Origin of the sequence: Rhizobium leucaenae USDA 9039 (assembly GCF_000426285.1) — a bacterium.
Classification (GTDB): domain Bacteria; phylum Pseudomonadota; class Alphaproteobacteria; order Rhizobiales; family Rhizobiaceae; genus Rhizobium; species Rhizobium leucaenae.
In genome coordinates, this window is the sequence record NZ_AUFB01000021.1 from 34,210 (window position 1) to 55,391 (window position 21,182).

Here is a 21,182-nt window from a genome sequence, read left to right on the forward strand (position 1 = left end):
CGGTTAAATCCGCGCAACGATCACCGGCGGCAGAACAGGTGCAGCGTCGCCGATCTCGTACTTTGCGCTGAGATCGGCCGCGGCCTTTTCAGCGCTTGCCTCTTCGGCGGCATGAACGGTTGCGATGCGATCGCCTTTGTTGACCTCTGTTCCGAGCGGCAGAATATCGCTGAAGCCGACGCGGTGGTCGATCTTGTCCTGCGGATGACGGCGACCGCCGCCGAGATCGATGACGCTCATGCCGATGGCACGGGCATCGCAGGCCGCAAGCCAACCATCCGAAGACGCAAGAACAGGCTTCTGCACCGGAGCGGCGGTCAGATATTTGCCCGGGTGATCCAGCAGATCGGCAGGGCCGCCGAGGGCTTGGACCATGCGGGCGAAAAGCTCGGCCGCCTTGCCGGAGGAGAGCGCTGCGTGCGCTTTTGCCTCCGCCTCGAGCAATGTCTTTGCGATACCGGCCTGCGTCAGCATCTCGGCGGCGAAGGCCAGCACGACCGTTTCCAGCCGCGTGTTCACCTTGCCACCCCTCAGGAAATCCAGGCAATTGCGGAGTTCGACGACATTGCCGGCGGCGTCGGCCAGCGGCTGATTCATGTCGGTGATCAAAGCCGAGGTCTTGACGCCAGCGCCATTCGCCACTTCGACCAGCGACCGAGCCAGCGTCTCGGCCTCCTCCAGAGAGGTCATGAAGGCGCCGTTGCCGATCTTGACGTCCAGCACCAGCGTCTCAAGGCCAGCGGCCAGCTTTTTCGATAGGATCGAAGCAGTGATCAGCGGCACGGAATCGACCGTGGATGTGACGTCGCGCACGGCATAAAGCTTGCCGTCGGCGGGCGCTAAGGTCCCGGTCTGGCCGATAATGGCGCAGCCCACCTCGTCCACGACCTTGCGGAAATGGCTCGCATGCGGGGTGATGCCATAGCCAGGGATTGATTCCAGCTTATCCAGCGTGCCGCCGGTGTGGCCGAGGCCGCGGCCGGAAATCATCGGCACGGAAAGACCGCAGGCAGCGGCGATTGGCGCCAACATCAGCGAGACGTTATCACCGATGCCGCCGGTCGAGTGCTTATCGGCGATCGGTCTATCGATGCCCGACCAGGAGAGCATCTCGCCGGAGCGGGCCATGGCCAGCGTCAGCGCTACGGTTTCCTCACGCGTCATGCCGCTGTACCAGACGGCCATGGCGAAGGCGCCGATCTGGCTTTCGGCCAGCTCATCGCGAGCAAGGGCGGCGATGAAGGCGTCGATATCGGTGACGTGAAGCGTGCCGCCGTCCCGCTTTCGCCGGATGATCTCTTGCGGAATCATCGCTCAGTAGCCGGAGGCCGCCGCGGTGGATTGCCCGCCGCCGAGCACGTTGAGGATATCGTCCAGCAAGCTCGATGCGCCGAAACGGAACGTCGAGGGCATCGCCCAATCCGGCGCCATGATGGTTTCGGCAAGGCTCAGATAAAGAGCCGCATCGGCAACGGAGCTGATGCCGCCGGCCGGCTTGAAACCAACCTTGCGGCCGCTCTGGCGGATCGCCCGCAACATGATGTCGGCCGCTTCCAGCGTCGCGTTGACGGCGACCTTGCCGGTGGAGGTCTTGATGAAATCGGAGCCGGCCTCTATTGCCAGTTCCGAAGCACGCCGGATCAGCGCCACGTCCTTGAGTTCACCGGTTTCGAGAATGGTCTTCAGCAACACCGGCCCGGTGCATTCGGCCCTGACGGCGGCGACCATGTCGGTGACGGCCTGCTCGTTGCCGGCCAGCAGTGCGCGATAGGGAATAACGAGATCGATCTCATCGGCGCCGTCGGCGATCGCCTCGCGCGCTTCGGCGGCGACGTCGGCCACTTCCATGTCGCCGGCCGGGAAGTTCACGACGGTCGCGATCCTTACCGCATGGTCGGTTCCGAGAATGCCGCGGGCTTGGGCGACGAAACGCGGCCAGATGCAGATGGCGGCGGTGTTGCCATAGGGCGATTGGGCGCGCGCGCAGAGCGTCTCGATCTGGGCCGGTGTGCAGTCATCCTTAAGATTGGTGAGATCGAGAAGGGAAAGCGCAACGGCCGCCGTTTCTCTGAGGGAATGGCTCGTCATTGTTCGTTTCCTCCGTCCGCAATCATTTCTTTCAGAATGGCGGCAAGGCGAGCGCCGCCGACCGGGGCCATGTCCTTCGTCTCTTCATGCGAGAGCTCGGCGCCGGTCATGCCAGCCCCATAATTAGTAATGACGGAGGCCGCTGCAACCCTCAGGTCGAAAAGACGCGCAAGAATAACTTCCGGCACCGTCGACATGCCGACGGCATCGGCGCCCAGAATGCGCGCCATGCGGATTTCCGCCGGAGTTTCGAAGCTCGGGCCGGAGAACCACATATAGACGCCGTGCGACAGCTTGATCTCGGCCTTTTCCGCCGCCTTGCGCATGCGCATGATCAGATCGGTGTCATAGGCACTGGTCAGGCCGACGAAACGCCTGTCGCTTTCCTCGCCGATCAGCGGGTTCATGCCGGAATAATTTATGTGATCGGTGATCTGCATCACCGATCCCGGCGGCATTTCCTCGCGCAGCGACCCGGCCGAATTGGTGAGGATCAGCGTCTCCACGCCGAGAGCCTTCAGCGTCTCGATTGGCACGCGCATGGAGTTGGCGTCGCCCTTTTCATAATAATGCACCCGGCCGGACAGCATGATGACCGGCACGTTGCCGAGGTGACCGGCGACCAGAGTGCCGGCATGGCCGGAGACGGCACTGACGGGAAAATCGGGAAGATCGGCATAGGGCATGCGCACGGCGTCCCTCACCTGATCGACGAGCGAGCCAAGGCCGGAGCCGAGGATGATGGCGTAGCGCGGCTGAAGATCACCGAGCTTTGCGGCCAAGAGGTCGGCGGCGGCGGTCATCCGAGTATCTCGGTTTCGAAGCTGAAGGGCAGCATCTCGTCCATCGTCATGGTCTTCTTCACCCCTGTTTCGTCGCAGAGATAGATGCGCGTTTCCTTGCTGGCGAACTCGGCGATCTTCTGCCGGCACCCGCCGCAGGGCGGGCAGAGCGGCAGCTTTTCGGCGATGACGGCCATTTCGACGATCTTCTTGGCGCCGCCCATGATCATATGGCTGATCGCGGTCGGCTCGGCGCACCAGCCCTGCGGGAAGGACAGGTTCTCGATATTGGCACCGGCGTAGATCTTGCCGTCCTCGGCGCGGATTGCCGCGCCGACAGGAAATTTCGAATAGGGGGCATGGGCAAAGGCCATCGCTCCGCGGGCGGCCTCGAACAGATCATGCGACATGGATCAGCGCTCCTTGGTGTAGGGCACGCCGCCCGCCTTTGGCGGTTTGGCGACGCCGATGAAGCCTGCGAGCAGGATGCAGGTCAGGATATAGGGCAGCGCCTGGAAAATCTGCACCGGCACTTCACCGATGCCAGGCACCGCTTTGCCCTGCATGAAATTGGCGAAAGCATCGAGGAAGCCGAAGAGCAGGCAGGTGAACATGACCGGCACCGGCTTCCATTTGGCGAAGATCAGCGCGGCGAGCGCGATATAGCCCTTGCCCGCGGACATGTTGTTGATGAAGGCAGCCGATTGGGCGATGGCAAGATAGGTGCCGGAGAAGCCGCAGAGAATGCCGGCGACGATCAACGACCGATAGCGCAGCCACTCGACGGAGATGCCGGCCGTATCGACAGCGCCCGGATTTTCGCCGACGGCGCGCAGGCGAAGGCCGAAACGGGTGCGATAGAGGATCCACCACGAAATCGGCACGGCGAGGAAGGCGAGATAGGTCAGGATATTGTTGCCGGAGATGACATTGGCATAGAGCGGCCCGATGAAGGGCACGTCATGAATGGCATTGGCGCCCGGCAGCGTGATCGAGGCGAAACGCGCCTCGGCCGGCAGCGTCGGCGTGCGCCCGCCCTGGCCGAACCAGGCCTGGCCGAGCACGATGGTCAAGCCGGCGGTCAAAAAGTTGATCGCGACCCCGGAGACGATCTGGTTGCCGCGATTGGTGATCGAGGCGAAGCCGTGCAGCAGGCCGAAGGCCACCGATATGACGATGCCGGCGCCGAGCCCGGCCCAGGCCGAACCGGAGACGGAGGCGACGCAGGCGGCGGCGAAGGCGGAGGCCAGCATCTTGCCTTCGAGCCCGATGTCGAAAATGCCGGCGCGCTCGGAAAACAGGCCGGCAAGGGCTGTGAAGATCAGCGGAATCGACAGGCGGATGGTCGAGCCAAGTATGCTGATGAGGAGCTCATAATATTCCATCGTCCGATCCTCACGTCCTGGCGAATTTTTGATAAGTACGCACCAGCACGGGCCGGAACATATATTCGAGGGCGCCGGCAAACAGGATGACCAGACCCTGGATGACCACGATCATGTCGCGCGTGATGTTGGGCATGTCGAAGGAAAGCGCATCACCGCCCTGGTAGAGAATGCCGAACAGGATCGCCGCCAGGATGATGCCGACCGGGTGGTTACGGCCCATCAGCGATACAGCGATGCCGACGAAGCCGGCGCCGAGCACGAACTCGACCTGCAGGCGGGCCGAAGCGCCCATCACCGGATTGAGCGCCATCATGCCGGCCAGACCGCCCGAGAGCAGCATGGCGATAATGACCGTGCGGGCGTAGGGAATACCGGCATAGACGGCAGCCGTCGGACTGAGGCCGAGCGTGCGCATTTCATAGCCGAGCTTGGTGCGCCAGACGAGCACCCAGACGAGGAAGCACATGACCAGCGCGATCAGGAAGGAGACGTTGAGGGGCGCCGCGCCGATCGTCGAACCGAAGATGCCCATCAGCCAGTCCAGCTTCGGAAGCTGGCCGCCGGCGAGGAAGGTGCGGGTTTCCGGCGCCATCTTGCCAGGCACGATCAGCACATGCACCAGGATGAAATTCATCATCGCAGAGGCGATGAAGTTGAACATGATGGTGGTGATGACCACATGGCTGCCGCGTTTGGCTTGCAGCCAGGCGGGGATAAGAGCCCAGAGCGCACCGAAAATGGCCGCACCGATGACCGCGAAAGGCATCGTCACGTACCAGGGCACATATTTGTCGAGCGTCAGCGCCACAAGCGCGCAGCCGAGACCGCCGACATAGGCCTGACCTTCCGAGCCGATGTTGAACAGGCCGGCATGGATGGCGACGGCCACCGACAGGCCGGTGAAAATGAAACTCGTGGCATAGAACAGCGTGAAGCCGATGCCCTCACCGCTGCCCAGCGCGCCCTGCAGGAGCAGGTTCAGCGCATCCAGCGGGCTTTCGCCGATGAACCAGACGACGAGGCCGGAAATCAGGAAGGCAATAATGAGGTTGATGACCGGGATCAGGCCGTAATTGATCCAATTGGGAAGCGAAACGGAAGCAGTGCTCATCAAGGCCTCATGCGGCAATGCCGGCCATCATAAGGCCGAGTGTCTGTTCACCGGCGTCAGCCGTTTTCTCGCCGACGATGTGGCCGGCGAACATGACGAGGATCCGATCCGAAAGCGCGCGGATTTCATCCAGCTCCACCGACACCAGCAGGATCGCCTTGCCGGCGTCGCGCATCTCGATAATGCGGCGATGGATGAATTCGATGGCACCGATATCGACGCCGCGTGTCGGCTGGCCGATCAGCAGCGCCCTCGGATCGCGCTCGATCTCGCGGGCGACGACGATCTTCTGCTGGTTGCCGCCGGAAAAATTGGCTGTTTTCAGCCGCGCGTTCGGTGGGCGGATGTCGTATTTCTCGATCTTCTCCAGCGCATCCCTGCGCATGGCGTCGAGATCGAGCATGCCGCCGCGCCCATATTTGGTGTCGCGGTGATAGCCGAGCATGGAATTCTCATATTCCTCAAACTTGAGGACGAGACCCATGTGATGGCGGTCTTCCGGGATATGGGCGAGGCCGAGTTCACGCAAAACGGCCGGGTCGGCGGTGCCGATCGGCTCGCCATGCAGATAGATTTCGCCCGAGGCCGGCTTGCGGATGCCGGCGATCGCCTCCAACAGTTCCGACTGACCATTGCCGGCGACACCGGCGATGCCGACGATCTCGCCGGCACGGACCTCGAAGGAAACATTGTCGACCATGGTCACGCCACGGCCGTCCTTGACGGTCAGGTTGCGGACTGAAAGTACAACCTCGCCCGGATGGGCAGACCCTTTTTCGACGCGGAGCAATACGCGGCGGCCGACCATCAGCTCGGCGAGCTCTTCGACGGTGGTTTCCGCCGTCTTGCGGGTGGCAACCATTTCGCCGCGGCGCATGACCGACACCGTATCGGTAATGGCCATGATTTCGCGCAGCTTATGGGTAATGAGAATGATGGTCTTTCCCTGGTCGCGCAATACGCGGAGAATCCGGAACAGATTGTCGGCTTCGGCTGGCGTCAAAACGCCGGTCGGCTCGTCCAGAATGAGGATCTCGGCGCCGCGATACATGGCCTTCAGGATCTCGACGCGCTGCTGCTGGCCGACGGGAAGCTCCTCGATCAAGGCGTCCGGATCGACGTCGAGGCCGTAATCGGTCTCCAGCCGCTTGAGTTCGGCGCGGGCAGCGGTGACGCCCTTGGCCAGCAGGGCACCGCCTTCGGCGCCGAGCATGACGTTCTCGAGCACGGTGAAATTGTCGACCAGCATGAAATGCTGGTGCACCATGCCGATGCCGGCGGCAATCGCCGTCTGGCTGTCGCGGATGGCGATAGGGTTGCCGTTGATGCGGATCTCGCCGCTATCGGCATGATAGAAGCCGTAGATGATCGACATCAGAGTCGATTTCCCGGCACCGTTCTCACCGATGATCCCGTGAATCGAACCCTTGGCAACGGTCAGGTTGATGTCTTTGTTGGCATGGACAGCACCGAACTTCTTGTCGATGCCCACGAGTTCGATGGCAGGCGTTTGGCTCACTACGCAGCTCCAGAAATCAGACTTCCGGATAAGAAAAGGGCGTATGACGTTTTGAATGCGTCATACGCCCTTATTTCATATCAGCTCTTCGGGCAGGCGTTGTCGGTCGTGTAGTCGTGTACCTTGACCTTGCCGGCAATGATGTCGGCGGTCGCCTTGTCGACGGCGGCCTTCATTTCCGGTGTGACGAGCGGCTTGTTGTTGTCGTCCATGGCAGCGCCGACGCCCTCTTCCTTGAGGCCGAGTTCCTGCGTGCCGGCGGTGAACTTGCCGTTCTTCGCGTCGGTGAAAGCGTTATAGACGGCGAGGTCGACGCGCTTGACGACGGAGGTCAGGACCGAACCCGGATGCAGGTAGTTCTGGTTGCTATCGACGCCGACGGAAAGCTTCTTATTGTCGGCAGCCGTCTGCAGCACGCCGAGACCGGTGGCGCCGGCAGCCGCGTAGACCACGTCGGCACCCTGGTCGATCTGGTTCTTGGTGAGCTCGCCGCCGCGAACCGGGTCATTCCAGGCAGCACCGGTCGTGCCGGTCATGTTCTGGAAGACTTCGATCTTCGGATTGGCGGCGTGGGCGCCCTGCTCATAGCCACATTCGAACTTGCGGATCAGCGGAATGTCCATGCCGCCGACGAAGCCGATCTTGCCGGTCTTCGAAGCCATGGCAGCCATGACGCCGGCGAGGTAGGAACCTTCATTTTCCTTGAACTTGACGGAGCGAACGTTCGGCAGATCGAGGCTGTCGTCGATCAGAACGAATTCGGTCTTCGGATATTCGGCGGCAACCTTCTGCAGAGCGGACGTCCAGGCGAAGGAGACGGCGATGACCGGATTGAAGCCCTTGCTGGCGAAGTTGCGCAGCGCCTGTTCGCCCTGAGTGTCGCCGGTCGGCTCGAAGTCGCGATAGGCGATGCCGGTTTCCTTCTTGAACCTTTCGGCGCCGTTGTAGGCCGCTTCGTTGAAGGACTTGTCGAACTTGCCGCCGGTGCCATAAACGATCGCCGGCTTGATGTCGGCCGCAAGCGCCGTTGCCGACATGGCAGCCAAGGCGAAAAGGGTCAAAAGGGATTTTTTCATGAGTTGCAGCCCTATTGTTGCTATCTTGTTGGGTCCTCCCGCAAGTCCGTTGACCGGACATGTCTGCGGAACCGCCGACCTCCCCCGAGGTCAAGCTGGCGCGCATCCTTGCATGGCTGCAGGAAAAATTCACGAGAAATTTTTCAGTTGGTAAAGATTTGTGGGAATTGCCAAAAACCCGCTCAAAGGAGCTGATTTTCGAACATTTTCGCCCTCAAACTGCAATTTTATTAGCCAAGCAACGGCCGACGATCGGGGTCGCAGGAACGGCGTCGAGCCCTACCACGCTTGCGATCCGTTGTCTTGATACCCTCGTGATCTATATCAGCGCGATTGCCCGAAACGCAGCCCGAAGTTCCCACATCAGATATTTGTCGTCATCGAAGCCAGAACCTCACGCAGACTGGTTCGGCCCCGTCTAACCTCTCCAGCCCCTCGCTCGACATCGATCCGCCCGGCATTGTGGGCGTCATACATCTCGGCAACCAGTTCGGCATAACTTGCACCCAGCCCTCCGCGAACGAGCGAAGGCATCCAGTCCGGACGCGGCATCTCGCTAGCAACAATTTTCCGGCCGGCGAGCTCTCCAGCAATCCGCGCGACGTCCTCCGCGCTATAACGCTCTGGCCCTTCCGCATGGATGATGCGGAGAGACGCTTGAGCGTTGGATAAGAGCAATTCGCCCGCAATGAAGCCGACATCGGGAGCCGACACCGTGGGGAATAGTTTCGACACCGGATGATGCAAGATTGGGAGCACGCCGGTCTCGACCGCGTATCCGATCTGGCGGCTCCAATTCTCCATATGCTCGGCGGAGCGCAGGAAGGTCAAAGCGGCGGAGAGCTTTTTCAGTTCCGACTCGAGATGATGGAAAATCAGCGTGATGCCGGTGTCGGATGTGAGATGCGCGCCATAATCGGAGATTGCCAGAACAGAGCTAGGCCTATTCCGGTCGAGTGCATAGACGATTGATCTTATGCTGTCCTTCATCTCTGCGGCCGCATCGTCGGCTCGAATGCTTGTGGGGCAGATGATCTGTACGGCGGCCGCGCCGCTCATGCTTTCAGAGAGAGCCGCATTATCCCGAATGTCCGCGACGGCAATCTCGCAGCCCATAGCCTCGAGATCATCAGCGCCGTTTTGACGCCGAACGATGGCTCTGACCGGTGCGCCGTGGCGACGAAGCTCGGCGATCGTCGCACGCCCTATCTTTCCGGTCGCACCCAAAATTACGAACATCTCTTCATCCTCCAAGATTTCATTGCGGATGCAGAGCATGCTGTTTTTACACGTCCTGTCGCACAGGATCGGACGATGAAGAGCAGAAACGGACAGCAAAATCATCGCTTCCGTGCCGACGAAGGAGCGGTCGGCCTTCGCGGACTATTGCCTCAACCGCGAAATGCCAGCCGGGGTCACGCCGAGAATGCGCTTCATTGCCTGAGCCATATGGCTCTGATGGGCGAAACCGGCGGCCAAGGCGACCTGGCTGATCGACAGCTCTCCGATCGCAAGCAGGCTTCTGGCGTGCTCCACCCTGCGGCGGATCACATATTGATGAACCGGCATCCCGAAGGAGCGGCGAAACAGCACCTTAAGATGCGAGACGCTGATTGCCGCCACCTCAGCCAATTGCGCCAGCGATAAATCCCGATCGAGATTGGAGTCGATGAACTCGATCAGCCTGCGTCTCTGACTTGACGAAAGCTTTTGCCGGGCGGCGATGGTCGGACGGAGTGGGCCACCGATGAGCCGGACCGCCAGCGCCTTCCCAAGGCTTTCGACGAACAGGCGATCAGCCGGTTCCTCCGTCCTCATTTGTGTCTCCAGCGCCAAGGCGATGTGCTCGATACCGGGATCGCGATGCTGAAACCTCGGACTGACGGCAATGCTGTCAGGATCGATCTCCAGATCCTTCGCCGCGCTGCGCACGATGGCCGGGCTTATCCAGAGGCGCAGAATTGTGCAGTCGGCGTCGTCTTCCCATTCGCCGTCCAGGCCCGACGGAACAATATCGATATCGCCATGAGCCTGAAGGCGACGATGCTGCCGGCCGTCGCATCGGCAGGAGGCGTTGACCGGCGCTCCGATATGAATTCCAAGACGGTGAAATGGTGTTGCCGGTATGTAGGTAAGGCCGGCGGCGATATTCCAGCGCTCTGCCTTTATGCCGAAGGGGCCGAGGTCGTGATCAAGCAAGTCCTTCTCCCGTCTCCGGTGACTAATTTTTATATTCGGGCGGCGTCAGACGCTGAAGCGGCCTGCAACAGGCGGCTTCTTATAGGCGATCATCCACAGAAGCAGCGAGATCGCCAGGAACACCGCGAAAGCCGGCTGGAACAATAGCCACTGTATGACCAGATCATAAAGGCGCGGATGGATATAATAGGAAATCAGCGACTGGACGGTCGCAAGCGACGATGGGCTGACATCATTCCAGGCATCCTCCATCGGCGTCACCACGATGGCAGAGGCGGCAACCGACTGGATGGAATCGATGGTGCCGGCGATCACCGCGACGACCAGCGCAACAAGGCTGGCAAAACGCAACAAGAAACGCATCGAATCCTCCGCATACTCATTACCCACCGGCCATAAACGAGCAGCCGATCGCATTCTGCGCCATCCTTCTACTTAGATAAGTTGAGAGCCTGACAAGCGCAATGGACCAAAGGTCTGGAGTTTTCTGTCGGGAAGTCAAAAATCTGTTAGATTCGGGTTGATCCTAGGAAATTCATCGGTATATATCGCGGCCGTTCCGACGATTTGCCTCCTGACCGGTTGCGAAACGCCAAAGGACAGGTGGCCGAGTGGTTTAAGGCGCACGCCTGGAACGCGTGTGTACGTGAAAGCGTACCGAGGGTTCGAATCCCTCCCTGTCCGCCATTCTATCAATTTTCCTTTATGACTTGATATTCTGCCCGATGGCTACGGCAGATACTACCGATTGACCGTACTTCGCATTGTCTGGTGGTGGCGTCTTGATCGGAAGCCGATACCCGCGAAGGGATCGCCTCTCTGGCAGGAGCGCGTCGCAGCCGGGGTTCACATCACCTTCTACATCGTCATTCTTGGCATGGCTGCCAGCGGCATCGGAATGATGATCTTGAGCGGCGCGGCATCTGCTGTGTTCGGAACGCCTGGAGCGATGCTGCCCAACTTCGCCAATTATCCGCCGCGGGCACCTCATGGTTTGGGTGCCTTTTTGCTTGTGGGACTGCTGGTGTTCCATGCCGGTGCGGCCCTGTACCACCAAATCATTCGCCGCGATGGCGGGCTCAGACGCATGTGGTATGTCGGGTCATCCGGCAGTTAGAGATGTGCTGAATCCACTCACAAGATTTCGGAGTTGTGGCGAACTCCCATTCGCGAGGCTTTCGGGCCTATAGCGTCGTTCTCGTCGAAACCGATAGTGCTGATCTTCCTTGCTACGAGTTCAATGAAGGCCAACCTGATCCCCGGTGGAACGGCTGGATATGGAAACGGCGGGCTCGACCATCGGGACCAGAGCCCGTCGCAATTCAGCGGGGAATAACCGACTTTATGAGCTATTCCCCTTGCGGGGCCGTCAATGGCTTGCGAGCTGCCGCAGTGGCCGGAAAGGCCGACAACTCAGGCTGCGAACCCGGTTTGCCCTCGGCTACCGTCTTCAAATGCTCGACCAAATCGCGGGCGAATGGAGAGAGTTCCTCGATCGCGCGCATGCAGAGCAAGAGACGGCGGGTTGCCCAGTCGTCGACCAGGCGGATGGATCGGATCGGCATCGATCGGCACCATCTTTTTGCGGCGGTTTCCGGCACGATCCCGATGCCAACGCCGTTGGCCGCCAATCGGCAGATGCCCTCGAATGTTCTCATCCGGACGCGGAACTTCAGGGGATGGCCCGCACGGGCCGCGTGCTCGTCGATATGCTCCTGCAGGGGGCTCCCGATCGTTAAACCGACGAATTCCTGTTTGACGATTTCCGCAAATGCAAGCGCTTTTGCCGACGCAAGGGGATGATCGGCAGGCACGACGAGCACGAGGCGATCGATGGCGAAGGGCAGAAGCTGCAAATTGCCGGCGTCGACCGCATCCGAAATAATCCCGATTTCCGCCAGACCACCCGCCACCGCCTTCACGATCTCGCTGCTCAGCCGTTCATTCAGATCGATGTCGATATGGGGACGGGTTGAGAGATAGGGCGCCAGCGCCTCGGGGAGAAACTCCGTAATGGCGGCCGTGTTCGCCAGCAGCCGGATATTGCCCTTCAGCCCCTTGGCATAGACGCCCAACTCGCCCTGCATATGGTCGATCTGCCGAAGGATGATGCGGGCATGATGGGCAAGAGCCTCGCCGGCTGCCGTCGGCGCGATTCCCCTGCGCCCTCGTTCGAGCAGGCGCAGGCCGCACAGCTCTTCCATTCCGCGCAGCCGTTCGCTGGCCGAAGGAAGCGCAAGATTCGCGCGCGCTGCTCCATGGGTGATGCTGCCCGCCTCGACGACGAGCAGGAACAGGCGAAGGTCGGTGAGATCGAAACGCATGGACCGGAAGGCTATCATGTCCCCAGCCTTCGGAACAGCCTAAGGCTCAGTTAGGATCATCCGCATTGCGGGCGGCCTGCGGAATTGCCACAAATGACGGCATGTTCGATCATTCTTCCTGGCTGATCCTCGCCACCGTTTCGACGTTCCTCCTCGCCGGCATCGTCAAGGGTGTCACCGGCATGGGCTTGCCCACGGTCGCGATGGGGCTGCTGGGCGCGATCATGCCTCCGGTTGCGGCGGCGGCCTTGCTGATCGTGCCGTCCTTCGTCTCCAATGTCTGGCAATTATTCGCCGGACCGCGTTTCGCCGCACTCGCCGAAAGGCTATGGCCGATGCTGCTCGGCATCTTGGCCAGTACGGTCGCCACCTCCTCTATGCTGGCAAGCGGCAACACCCAATGGACCACGATGGCGCTCGGGATCGCCTTGATGATCTATGCCGGCTACACCCTGTTTGCCCGGCAAGTGGCCGTGCCGAAGAGAGCGGAGCCCTGGCTGTCGGCCGTGGTCGGTCTGATGACCGGCACTGTCACTGGAGGCACCGGCGTCCTCGTCATTCCCGCCGTTCCCTATCTTCAGGCTCTTGGTTTGAACAAGGACGATCTGATCCAGGCTCTCGGGCTTTCCTTCACGATCTCGACCATCGCGCTTGCGATCGGATTGGCCTCGCGCGGTGCTTTTCAGCTCGACAATCTGGCGATGTCCTCTCTCGCGGTCGCGCCGGCGCTGCTCGGAATGTGGCTGGGCCAGGCGGTGCGGCGAAGAGTCAGTCCCGCAACATTTCGCCGATGGTTTCTGATAGCCCTCATCCTACTTGGTGCGGAGCTGGCCCTTCGACCGTTCTTCTAGCGCGACATCGGCCGGCAAAGCCCCTCTTCCGGCTTCGAGTTCGCAGCGTCATGCGATATAAGGGCGGCCTCAGGGAGGCGGATCAGCATGGAATTTCAGGACGACGATCTCGAAAAGTTTGCGGCAGAAGGCGCGGCGGCGCTGCCGGCCACGGATGTCCAGGGTTTTGTCGAACATGACGGCGCCCGCATCTGGTTCGCGGCCTATGGCTCCGGCATGCCGGTCATCCTCCTGCATGGCGGCCTTGGGAACAGCGGCAATTGGGGGTATCAGGTTCCGGCCTTGATCGATGCCGGCTACCGGGCCATCGTCATTGATAGCCGTGGCCATGGGCGCAGCACGCGCGATTTGCGGCCGTATAGTTATGAGCTGATGGCATCGGACGTCTTGGCGGTGATGGACAGGCTCAGCATCGAAAAAGCAGCGGTCGTCGGGTGGAGCGACGGGGCGTGCACCGGTTTGATCCTCGGCAGGACAAATATGGCGCGCATCGCGGGCGTCTTCTATTTCGCCTGCAACATGGACCCCAGCGGCACGAAAGAATTCGTGCCTACGCCAATCATCGACCGCTGCTTTTCCCGGCATGTGAAGGACTACGCCGCCCTGTCGGCCACGCCGGATCAATTCGATGCCTTCGTCCAGGCGGTCGGCCTGATGCAGCGCACGGAGCCGAACTACTCCGCCGCCGATCTCGCTGCGATCCACATACCCGTCGCAATCGTCCATAGCGAGCACGATGAATTCATCAAGCGCGACCACGCCGACCATCTCGCCCGCAGCATCCCCGGCGCCGACCTTATCGTGCTTTCCGGCGTCAGCCATTTCGCGCCGCTGCAGCGGCCGGCCCAGTTCAACGATGCGGTGCTGACTTTCCTTCGGAAGATCGGGGCATAACCCCGGAATCTATCCAGATCTTGCTTGTGCGGGATTTGGTTGCGCGCTTCTGATTGTTCAGATAAATGATGATCATCATATTTCAAATACTCCCCAGACCGAACCGCCGCTGACCGGCCCTTCCGCCCAGGGAGCCAAATCCGCTCCAGGCAGGAAATTTCATGACAGCTACCTTATTTTCGCCGCTTGCCGTCGGTCCTTACGAGCTGGCGCATCGCGTCGTCATGGCGCCGTTGACGCGCATGCGGGCAAGCCAGCCGGGCAACGTGCCTTCCGCGATGAATGCCGAATATTATGCGCAACGCGCATCGATGGGCGGGTTGATCATTTCCGAGGGTTCGCAGATTTCGCCGGCCGGACAGGGCATGCCGGCAACGCCGGGCATCCATACGCCGGAGCAGATCGCCGGCTGGAAAGCCGTCACCGAAGCGGTTCACGCCAAGCGCGGCCGGATCTTTCTGCAGCTCTGGCATGTCGGCCGCATTTCCCATTCCTCGCATCAGCCGGGCGGCGGCCTGCCATTCGCGCCGTCAGCGATCGCCGCGTCCGGACATGCTTTCACGGCAGCGTTCGAGCGCGTGCCCTTCGAGACGCCTCAGGCGATCGATACCGATCTGATGCCGCTGCTGATCGAAGTCTATGGCCAGGCTGCGGCCAATGCGAAGGCGGCCGGTTTCGACGGCGTCGAAATTCATGGCGCGAACGGCTACCTGATCGAACAATTCCTGCAGGCCCGTACGAACCAACGCACCGACCAATATGGCGGATCGATCGAGAACCGGACACGCCTGTTGCTCGAAGTGATCGAGGAAGTGTCAGGGGTCTGGGGTTCGGATCGCGTCGGTGTCCGCCTCTCTCCCTTCGGCATTGCCAATGACAGCGGTGAGGATGATCCGCTGCGGCTTTACGGCCATATCATCCGCGAGCTGGACCGGCTGCATCTTGCCTATCTGCATCTGATCGAACCGCGCGCCAGCGGTGCGGGCCAGGCCGAAGTCGACCACAAGAACGTGCCGTCGGCGGCCGAACTCTTCCGCCCGGCCTGGTCCGGAACCTTGATCGCCGCCGGTAATTTCAAGCCCGAAACCGCCGAGGTTGCCCTTGCCGCAGGTCATGCCGACGCCATCGCCTTCGGCCGCCTGTTCATCGCCAATCCCGATCTGCCGGAACGCATTCGCCGCGGCGCGAGCCTCAATCCCTATCATCGCACGACCTTTTACGGCGGCGGCACAGAGGGCTATACGGATTATCCGACATTGGATGCCAGGGAGGCTGCGGAATGAGTATGCCAAGCGCCATCATCGTTGGAGTGGGAGCAGAACAGGGTCTTGGCGCAGCCCTCTGCCGCCTGCTCGCCGACAAGGGCTATCACGTCTTCATCGCCAGCCGGACATTGGAAAAGATCGCCAAGGTCGCCGACGCCATCAACGCCTCCGGCGGCAGCGCCGAAGCCATAGAAACCGATGCGACCGACGAGGCAGCGGTGAAGCGGCTGTTCGAGCATGCCTTTGCGCCGCAGGATGATATAGACCCGCCCGACTTCATCGTCTTCAACGCCGGCATCAACCGTCACATCGGCTTTCGCGATGTCACCGCTGCCGAATTCGAAGAGTTCTGGCGTATCGGCTGTTTCGGCGGCTTCCTCGTCGGGCGGGAAGCGGCACGGCATCTCGTGCCCCTCGGACGCGGCACGGTGATCTTTACCGGCGCTTCGGCAAGCCTGCGCGGCAAGGCCGGATTTGCGCAATTCGCTGCCGCCAAGGCGGGCTTGAGGATGATCAGCCAAAGCATGGCACGGGAATTCGGGCCGCTCGGCCTGCATGTCGCCCACACCATCATTGATGGCGGCATCGACGGCGAAAGATTGCGGTCAAGGCGGCCGGAGTTGCAGGCCGACGCACTGCTCAACATCGATGCCATCGCCGAGACCTACTGGCATATCCACCGCCAGCATCCCTCCGCCTGGACCCAGGAGATCGACCTGCGTCCCTATAAGGAAACTTTCTGAGGCCGGTCGTCCCTGTCAACCCGCCTGTTGCTCTCCTTCGATGCCTGCGGTGCGCATCTCGATCACCTGGCGAGCGGCCGCGGCGGCGGCATCCTTCTCGCTTGCAACCTGCACCGTCGGGAAGGCAAAATGGATGTCGTTTTCATCGAAGGCCTGCTTGATCATCGCCAGGGCGGTACGGCGAATGACGGAAAGTTCGCCGGGCTTGGTGGTGATCGCCAGCCTAATCTCGATCGCGAAATCGCCGAACTGCTCGACGCCCTTCATCTTCAGCGTCTGGATGATGTCAGGCGCCAGTTCCGGATCGTCGAGCAATTGCTGGCCGATCTCCTTGATGATCCGCTTCATCTTTATCAGGTCGGTGTCGTAGGTGACTTTCAGGATGATCTTGTCGATCGCCCAGTCGCGGTTCATGTTGTTGACCGCCCCGAGCGAACCAAAGGGAACCGTCGCCAGCGGACCGCGCTGATGGCGAAGTTTCACGGAGCGAAGGCTGAAGGATTCCACCACGCCCTTGTGGTTGCCGCTTTCGATATATTCGCCGATGCGGAAGGCATCGTCCCAGAGATAGAAGATGCCGCTGATGACATCCTTGACGATGGTCTGCGCGCCGAAACCGACAGCGACACCGACCACGCCGGCGCCGGCGATCAGTGGCCCGATTTCGATGCCAAGACCGGACAGCACCATCATAATGGCGATGATGCCGATGACCACGGCAAGGATATTGCGGAAAATCGGCAGCAGCGTATGCAACCGGGCGCGCCGGGCCTTCATTTCCTCGCTGTCGCTGACGAGCGGCACGGACGCCGACAGTTTGGCATTGATGTAGGTCTTCGACAGATGCCACAGCAAATCGGCAGCGAGCAGGATAACGATGCCGCCGATGATGCCGCGCGCCACGCGGTCGATCATGGATTCAGGCTGCCTCATCATCATGGCTGCCTCGACACCGAGCATGTGGCCGAGCCAGAGGGCAGCAAGTGCGATGATGACGGCGCGTACGCCGCGGTCCAGCATCACCGACGCAAGCTTGCCGGCGCCGAGAACACCGCCGGCCGCATCATGCAGCGCCTCCACCGCCCGCGACGACACCGAGAGCGCGCGCGGCAGCAGGATGGCATAGATGCCGAGCCAGAGCAGGCCATTCAAGCCGGTCACCCACAGGCACCAAAGCGCGGCGAAATAGATCGTCAACAGCCATGAGATGACTTTTCTGCCATTTGCTCCAGCATGTACAGGGCGCGCCCAGACAGCTTCGACGGCGATCAGGAACAGGCCGATGCCAAGCGTATAACCGACAAGATCGCGGGCGCCGTTGGAGAAGCCGAGCGGTTCCATGGCCTGGATCACCGCCCAGCCGCAGGCAAAATAGATGACGAACAGCGTCCCTCGTTTATACCAGTATTTCGCAATCCGGCGCCGCTCGGCGATCCGCCCGGCGCCGCCATCCTCATCGAGAACATCGCTCGCCCGACGCATCGCGATCAGTTCCATCAGCAGTCTGCCAAGCGAGACCGCCAGTCGGGTGGAGACGATCGCGATGACGCAGGCGATCGCGAAACTTTCGATGATCGGCGGCCAGTCGAAGATGAGAAGCGGAAACAGTATCGCCACGCCATGGACGATGGCCGGCACCACGCCGCCCATGAACTGGAAGCGCGCGGCCTGCAATTCGGTCTCGATCCCCGCCGCCCTCTCGGTATGCTGCATATGTTTGGCATTGATCAGGCGCGCAACCACCAGTTCAGCCACGAGACCAAAGAAAAACAGCACCAGTGCCTGAATGCCGATGCGCAGCCGGCCGGCGGCCTCGCCTTCGTTCTCAAGCCTCATGGACGCTGTCATCACCTCGGAAGGCAATGTCATTGCGGCACCAGACACTATCTCCAAGTGCCGTCGCGTATGGCCGAGCGTGTCGGACAATTCCGACATCTGGCCACCGCCGGACCCGGGATTGTCTGCCGCAGGGGGCTTGGTATTCACCTGCGACGCAAGCCACTGCCTCACGTCGGGCTCATTCATCAACTGAATGAGTTCGCGGACCTTCTCCGGCGGCGGCGCAGCCGTCGATGGGGCGCCTGCACTTTGCGCCCGGACCAAGGCCGGCACGGAAAAAGCAATAAGGCATAGAAGTAGTGCTGCAATCGACCGCCTGCCATCCCCGAGAATACTCATTTGCGCCGCCCTTCTCGCAATCGGCCCGATCAGCCTGTTTTTGCAGACTATACGCCTTTTTAGTGCGGACAAGCAGGCACTTAGGCAAGTCATACAATCAATTAGACGTCCGCATTGCACGCGAACCGGAGGCACGTTACGCTTTGCGCCAATATCGTTTGGGGATGTATCGCGTGTTCAACTTCTTGAAAAAGCTCTTCGGCGGAGCCAACGGCCGGACATGCAGATCGAACCGCCCCGTGGGGCGGAGCGTGCAGTGAGGCCTTGTTATTTGTAACCGTCTTCTCGGCCGTGGCGGATGGCGGCTATGAGGACTTCTTCGCCAATGTATTGGTAGAGAACAACATAGCCGTCATGGCCAAATCTGACGATAAGCTCCCGTAATCCTCGCTGCGAATCTTCTATAGGCCGCCCCATATCGGGCTGGCTCGATAACATCTGGATTGTTTGAACAATCTTTGTCGATGCCTTCTTCGCAGCAGCGGCATTTTTGGACCGCAGAAATGCCCGCATTCGCTCAAGGTCACGAAGAGCGTGCTGCGTCAGCCTTACCGATGGCATTCAGGCGGGGCCTTCTCATCTTCATCGCCCCAAGTCTCCAACCATGCAATGACTTCATCACCCGTCACATGCAGGCCCGTCGCCTGATAGTCATCCAATGAACGACGCACATCCTGCAACAGAGAGTCGCGCTTTTCCTCACGCTCCACATACTGCCTGACGGCTTCGTTCAGCAGCCGATCCGGCTGACGATGGCGGCTGGCAGCCAGCTTTTCAAGCCGTTCGTTCACGTCAGGATCAATTTCTACACTAGCCTTCAAAGCGGGTGACATCGAATTCTCCGGAGGTCGCCGATACCAACAATATAGTACCAGCCCCTTGCGTAAAGAACCATCGGCTGGTTCCCGTCAAAGGGAATGTTTACACCAGCACCTCTTGATCGACCCGATCCTCGGCGCCGAAGAATTTCAGATAGCGCTCCACCTCGGCGGGTTCGCCCGTGGCCTTCTGCGGATTGTCCGAAAGCTTGACGGCCGGTCGGCCATTGGCTTCGATCACCTTGCAGACGATCGAGATCGGGTTGAGGCCATGGATTTCGGTGGGCGCACAGCCGGCGAAATCATTGGTGAGGTTGGTGCCCCAGCCGAAGCCCATGCGCACGCGGCCCTCGAAATGCTTATAGGTCGCAATGATCGCATCGACATCCAGACCGTCGGAAAAGATTAGAAGTTTCTGGCGGGGATCGCGACCCATCTTCTTCCACCATTCGATGATCTTTTCGCCGCCTTCGATCGGGGGCGCGCTGTCCGGGCGAAAACCAGTCCAGTCGGCCACCCATTCCGGCGCATTGCGCAGAAAAGAGGCCGTGCCGAAGGCGTCGGGGAGAACCACCAAAAGGTTGCCGCCATAGAGGCGGTTCCAGTCGCGCAACACCTTGTAGGGCGCTTTGCCAAGCTCCTCATCGGTCTTGGCCAGTGCCGCCGCCACCATCGGCAGCTCGTGCGCGTTGGTGCCGACCGCCTCAAGATCTGAATCCATGGCGAGAAGAACATTGCTGGTGCCGGTGAAGGCATGGCTGACACCCTCCTTCAGCGCTTCAACGCACCAACGCTGCCAGAGGAAACTGTGGCGTCGCCGGGTACCGAAATCGGAAATGCGCAGGTTAGGAAGCTCCCTCAGCCGCTCGACCTTTTCCCACATCTTCGCCTTGGCGCGTGCATAGAGGACATCGAGCGTGAAAGGACCCAGCGCCTTCAGCGCGGCACGCGAGCGGAGCTCGTTGATGATGGCGAGTGCCGGAATCTCCCACATGGTCGTTTCCTTCCACGAGCCGTGGAAGTCGAGAATATACTGCCCGTCACGCTTGGACAGCTCATATTCCGGAAGCTGGAAATTCGACAGCCAGGCCAGGAATTCCGGCTCGAAGATCTGGGCGCGACCGTAGAAGCTGTTACCCGCCAGCCAAATCATCTCCTTCTTGGAAAGCCTGATGGTGCGCGCATGATCGAGCTGCTCGCGCAGTTCCTTCTCGTCGATCACTTCGGCGAGCCGGACACTCTTCGTGCGATTGATCAAGGAGAAGGTGGCGTCGACATCCGGATAAAGCTTCCAGATCATCTGCAGCATCAGAAGCTTGTAGAAATCCGTATCGATCAGGCTGCGGATGATCGGATCGAGCTTCCAGGTATGGTTATAGACACGGGTGGCGATATCCGTCTTCGTCATCTCGTTCCTGCCCGTCTCCCTGTGCCCCAGACGTCATGCTTCGCGCCGCCAGCGCGCTGGCGGCGGGTATAATGCTCCTGTTATCAAAAAATGTTGAGCGAAAGTCCAGTCACTGAAAGGAAATTGATACTGAATTAAACTCGCTGCTGCCGAGGTCCGCAGCGTGGGCCTAGCTCGTGATCGATGGCCGAATTCACTACGGCTGGGAATTGCCTTGAACCGGCGGTTTCGGCGCCGTGGTCTGGTTCTCGGTCGCCGTCACGGGTGCTGTGTGCGAGGCTTCGTAGCTACCCCATAGCTCCACCAGAGCCCAGACGACCGCTGTCAGAGCAAGCGCAACAAGAAGCACCGCCAATACCCGGCGCCCCATATGCCCCTGTTTGGCCTCGGTCGCCGGCAATTCCTTTTCCTCATGCAGGCGCTGATCAGAATTCTCCCAATGCGTATGGGTTTCCAGCTTCCGTGGCATGACAGCCTCCTTCCAAATTCGCCTTGCGGTGGCGTTCTTTGGAAAACGGAGGCGGCTCTGGAAGGTTCC

General features: G+C 60.6%; 22 protein-coding genes and 1 tRNA gene. 6 read left to right on the forward strand and 17 right to left on the reverse strand.

From position 1 onward, the window contains the following. Window positions 1–3 precede the first annotated feature (3 nt). The 11 genes from deoA to K290_RS0125110 all read right to left on the reverse strand — a co-directional run bounded on the left by deoA (window position 4) and on the right by K290_RS0125110 (window position 10,526). Window positions 4–1,311 (reverse strand): thymidine phosphorylase, encoded by a 1,308-nt coding sequence (deoA, locus tag K290_RS0125060; protein ID WP_028754399.1) that lies wholly within the window; start codon window positions 1,309–1,311, stop codon window positions 4–6. A gap of 3 nt (window positions 1,312–1,314) precedes the next feature. Further along, window positions 1,315–2,088 carry a deoxyribose-phosphate aldolase gene (gene deoC, locus K290_RS0125065; protein ID WP_028754400.1) on the reverse strand — a complete coding sequence of 258 codons (774 nt, stop codon included), beginning with the start codon at window positions 2,086–2,088 and terminating at the stop codon, window positions 1,315–1,317. Continuing rightward, a complete protein-coding gene (locus K290_RS0125070) occupies window positions 2,085–2,891 on the reverse strand; it encodes a purine-nucleoside phosphorylase (RefSeq protein WP_028754401.1) in 807 nt (268 codons plus the stop codon). Before K290_RS0125070 ends, deoC begins: the two co-directional genes overlap by 4 nt. Further along, window positions 2,888–3,280, reverse strand: coding sequence for a cytidine deaminase (locus tag K290_RS0125075; protein WP_028754402.1), 393 nt, complete (start codon window positions 3,278–3,280; stop codon window positions 2,888–2,890). The genes K290_RS0125070 and K290_RS0125075 overlap by 4 nt, the downstream gene beginning before the upstream one ends. A 3-nt stretch (window positions 3,281–3,283) precedes the next feature. Next, window positions 3,284–4,255 carry an ABC transporter permease gene (locus K290_RS0125080; protein WP_028754403.1) on the reverse strand — a complete coding sequence of 324 codons (972 nt, stop codon included), beginning with the start codon at window positions 4,253–4,255 and terminating at the stop codon, window positions 3,284–3,286. A gap of 10 nt (window positions 4,256–4,265) precedes the next feature. After that, the gene (locus K290_RS0125085) at window positions 4,266–5,369 is read right to left on the reverse strand and encodes an ABC transporter permease (protein WP_028754404.1); all 1,104 of its coding nucleotides are present in this window, start codon (window positions 5,367–5,369) and stop codon (window positions 4,266–4,268) included. 7 nt (window positions 5,370–5,376) lie between these two features. Further along, a complete protein-coding gene (locus K290_RS0125090; RefSeq protein ID WP_028754405.1) occupies window positions 5,377–6,888 on the reverse strand; it encodes an ABC transporter ATP-binding protein in 1,512 nt (503 codons plus the stop codon). A gap of 80 nt (window positions 6,889–6,968) precedes the next feature. Then, on the reverse strand, window positions 6,969–7,964 hold the full coding sequence (locus tag K290_RS0125095; protein ID WP_028754406.1) for a BMP family lipoprotein: 996 nt from the start codon (window positions 7,962–7,964) through the stop codon (window positions 6,969–6,971). Window positions 7,965–8,327: 363 nt separating this feature from the next. Beyond that, window positions 8,328–9,203: an NmrA family NAD(P)-binding protein gene (locus K290_RS0125100; protein WP_028754407.1), complete on the reverse strand. Its 876-nt coding sequence runs from the start codon at window positions 9,201–9,203 to the stop codon at window positions 8,328–8,330. A 144-nt stretch (window positions 9,204–9,347) separates the two neighbouring features. After that, complete coding sequence (locus K290_RS0125105; RefSeq protein WP_028754408.1) at window positions 9,348–10,163, reverse strand: helix-turn-helix transcriptional regulator; 816 nt, start codon at window positions 10,161–10,163, stop codon at window positions 9,348–9,350. A 45-nt stretch (window positions 10,164–10,208) separates the two neighbouring features. Beyond that, window positions 10,209–10,526, reverse strand: coding sequence for a hypothetical protein (locus K290_RS0125110; RefSeq protein ID WP_028754409.1), 318 nt, complete (start codon window positions 10,524–10,526; stop codon window positions 10,209–10,211). Window positions 10,527–10,760: 234 nt separating this feature from the next. Between K290_RS0125110 and K290_RS0125115 the strand changes: the two genes are divergently transcribed. Together K290_RS0125115 and K290_RS34950 are read left to right on the forward strand one after the other, a co-directional pair. Next, a tRNA-Ser gene (locus K290_RS0125115) sits at window positions 10,761–10,850 on the forward strand. Between the two features lie 61 nt (window positions 10,851–10,911). Further along, window positions 10,912–11,280: a cytochrome b gene (locus tag K290_RS34950; RefSeq protein ID WP_245276667.1), complete on the forward strand. Its 369-nt coding sequence runs from the start codon at window positions 10,912–10,914 to the stop codon at window positions 11,278–11,280. Between the two features lie 232 nt (window positions 11,281–11,512). Here the strand turns inward: K290_RS34950 and K290_RS34955 are convergent, their stop codons facing one another. Next, a complete protein-coding gene (locus K290_RS34955; RefSeq protein WP_065091673.1) occupies window positions 11,513–12,505 on the reverse strand; it encodes a LysR substrate-binding domain-containing protein in 993 nt (330 codons plus the stop codon). A gap of 83 nt (window positions 12,506–12,588) precedes the next feature. Here K290_RS34955 and K290_RS0125130 point away from each other — a divergent pair, with 83 nt between their 5' ends. From K290_RS0125130 to K290_RS0125150, 4 genes are all read left to right on the forward strand, one after another. Next, the gene (locus K290_RS0125130; protein ID WP_028754410.1) at window positions 12,589–13,338 is read left to right on the forward strand and encodes a sulfite exporter TauE/SafE family protein; all 750 of its coding nucleotides are present in this window, start codon (window positions 12,589–12,591) and stop codon (window positions 13,336–13,338) included. Window positions 13,339–13,425: 87 nt separating this feature from the next. Beyond that, window positions 13,426–14,232 (forward strand): alpha/beta fold hydrolase, encoded by an 807-nt coding sequence (locus K290_RS0125140; protein WP_028754411.1) that lies wholly within the window; start codon window positions 13,426–13,428, stop codon window positions 14,230–14,232. A gap of 161 nt (window positions 14,233–14,393) precedes the next feature. Continuing rightward, window positions 14,394–15,515 carry an alkene reductase gene (locus tag K290_RS0125145; RefSeq protein WP_028754412.1) on the forward strand — a complete coding sequence of 374 codons (1,122 nt, stop codon included), beginning with the start codon at window positions 14,394–14,396 and terminating at the stop codon, window positions 15,513–15,515. Beyond that, the gene (locus K290_RS0125150; RefSeq protein ID WP_028754413.1) at window positions 15,512–16,240 is read left to right on the forward strand and encodes an SDR family NAD(P)-dependent oxidoreductase; all 729 of its coding nucleotides are present in this window, start codon (window positions 15,512–15,514) and stop codon (window positions 16,238–16,240) included. The genes K290_RS0125145 and K290_RS0125150 overlap by 4 nt, the downstream gene beginning before the upstream one ends. Window positions 16,241–16,255: 15 nt before the next feature. On the opposite strand, the gene K290_RS0125155 is transcribed toward K290_RS0125150, so the two are convergent. The 5 genes from K290_RS0125155 to K290_RS34960 all read right to left on the reverse strand — a co-directional run bounded on the left by K290_RS0125155 (window position 16,256) and on the right by K290_RS34960 (window position 21,113). Continuing rightward, the gene (locus tag K290_RS0125155) at window positions 16,256–18,418 is read right to left on the reverse strand and encodes a mechanosensitive ion channel family protein (protein WP_028754414.1); all 2,163 of its coding nucleotides are present in this window, start codon (window positions 18,416–18,418) and stop codon (window positions 16,256–16,258) included. A 267-nt stretch (window positions 18,419–18,685) separates the two neighbouring features. Then, window positions 18,686–18,979, reverse strand: coding sequence for a type II toxin-antitoxin system mRNA interferase toxin, RelE/StbE family (locus tag K290_RS0125160; protein WP_028754415.1), 294 nt, complete (start codon window positions 18,977–18,979; stop codon window positions 18,686–18,688). Next, window positions 18,967–19,251 carry a CopG family ribbon-helix-helix protein gene (locus K290_RS0125165; RefSeq protein WP_028754416.1) on the reverse strand — a complete coding sequence of 95 codons (285 nt, stop codon included), beginning with the start codon at window positions 19,249–19,251 and terminating at the stop codon, window positions 18,967–18,969. The genes K290_RS0125160 and K290_RS0125165 overlap by 13 nt, the downstream gene beginning before the upstream one ends. Before the next feature lie 88 nt (window positions 19,252–19,339). Further along, the gene (pncB, locus tag K290_RS0125170; RefSeq protein WP_028754417.1) at window positions 19,340–20,644 is read right to left on the reverse strand and encodes a nicotinate phosphoribosyltransferase; all 1,305 of its coding nucleotides are present in this window, start codon (window positions 20,642–20,644) and stop codon (window positions 19,340–19,342) included. Between the two features lie 196 nt (window positions 20,645–20,840). Continuing rightward, window positions 20,841–21,113, reverse strand: coding sequence for a hypothetical protein (locus K290_RS34960; protein WP_051264209.1), 273 nt, complete (start codon window positions 21,111–21,113; stop codon window positions 20,841–20,843). Window positions 21,114–21,182: the final 69 nt, after the last annotated feature.

Excerpts from the sequence above, each read along its gene's own strand:
- K290_RS0125140 (WP_028754411.1), top strand. The coding sequence starts at position 13,426 with ATGGAATTTCAGGACGACGATCTCGAAAAGTTTGCGGCAGAAGGCGCG.
- K290_RS0125130 (WP_028754410.1), top strand. The coding sequence starts at position 12,589 with ATGTTCGATCATTCTTCCTGGCTGATCCTCGCCACCGTTTCGACGTTC.
- K290_RS0125110 (WP_028754409.1), bottom strand. The coding sequence starts at position 10,526 with ATGCGTTTCTTGTTGCGTTTTGCCAGCCTTGTTGCGCTGGTCGTCGCG.
- K290_RS34955 (WP_065091673.1), bottom strand. The coding sequence starts at position 12,505 with ATGATAGCCTTCCGGTCCATGCGTTTCGATCTCACCGACCTTCGCCTG.
- pncB (WP_028754417.1), bottom strand. The coding sequence starts at position 20,644 with ATGACGAAGACGGATATCGCCACCCGTGTCTATAACCATACCTGGAAG.
- K290_RS0125100 (WP_028754407.1), bottom strand. The coding sequence starts at position 9,203 with ATGTTCGTAATTTTGGGTGCGACCGGAAAGATAGGGCGTGCGACGATC.
- K290_RS0125070 (WP_028754401.1), bottom strand. The coding sequence starts at position 2,891 with ATGACCGCCGCCGCCGACCTCTTGGCCGCAAAGCTCGGTGATCTTCAG.
- K290_RS0125085 (WP_028754404.1), bottom strand. The coding sequence starts at position 5,369 with ATGAGCACTGCTTCCGTTTCGCTTCCCAATTGGATCAATTACGGCCTG.
- K290_RS0125155 (WP_028754414.1), bottom strand. The coding sequence starts at position 18,418 with ATGAGTATTCTCGGGGATGGCAGGCGGTCGATTGCAGCACTACTTCTA.
- K290_RS0125145 (WP_028754412.1), top strand. The coding sequence starts at position 14,394 with ATGACAGCTACCTTATTTTCGCCGCTTGCCGTCGGTCCTTACGAGCTG.
- K290_RS0125165 (WP_028754416.1), bottom strand. The coding sequence starts at position 19,251 with ATGTCACCCGCTTTGAAGGCTAGTGTAGAAATTGATCCTGACGTGAAC.
- K290_RS34960 (WP_051264209.1), bottom strand. The coding sequence starts at position 21,113 with ATGCCACGGAAGCTGGAAACCCATACGCATTGGGAGAATTCTGATCAG.
- K290_RS0125160 (WP_028754415.1), bottom strand. The coding sequence starts at position 18,979 with ATGCCATCGGTAAGGCTGACGCAGCACGCTCTTCGTGACCTTGAGCGA.
- K290_RS0125150 (WP_028754413.1), top strand. The coding sequence starts at position 15,512 with ATGAGTATGCCAAGCGCCATCATCGTTGGAGTGGGAGCAGAACAGGGT.
- K290_RS0125075 (WP_028754402.1), bottom strand. The coding sequence starts at position 3,280 with ATGTCGCATGATCTGTTCGAGGCCGCCCGCGGAGCGATGGCCTTTGCC.
- deoC (WP_028754400.1), bottom strand. The coding sequence starts at position 2,088 with ATGACGAGCCATTCCCTCAGAGAAACGGCGGCCGTTGCGCTTTCCCTT.
- deoA (WP_028754399.1), bottom strand. The coding sequence starts at position 1,311 with ATGATTCCGCAAGAGATCATCCGGCGAAAGCGGGACGGCGGCACGCTT.
- K290_RS0125095 (WP_028754406.1), bottom strand. The coding sequence starts at position 7,964 with ATGAAAAAATCCCTTTTGACCCTTTTCGCCTTGGCTGCCATGTCGGCA.
- K290_RS0125080 (WP_028754403.1), bottom strand. The coding sequence starts at position 4,255 with ATGGAATATTATGAGCTCCTCATCAGCATACTTGGCTCGACCATCCGC.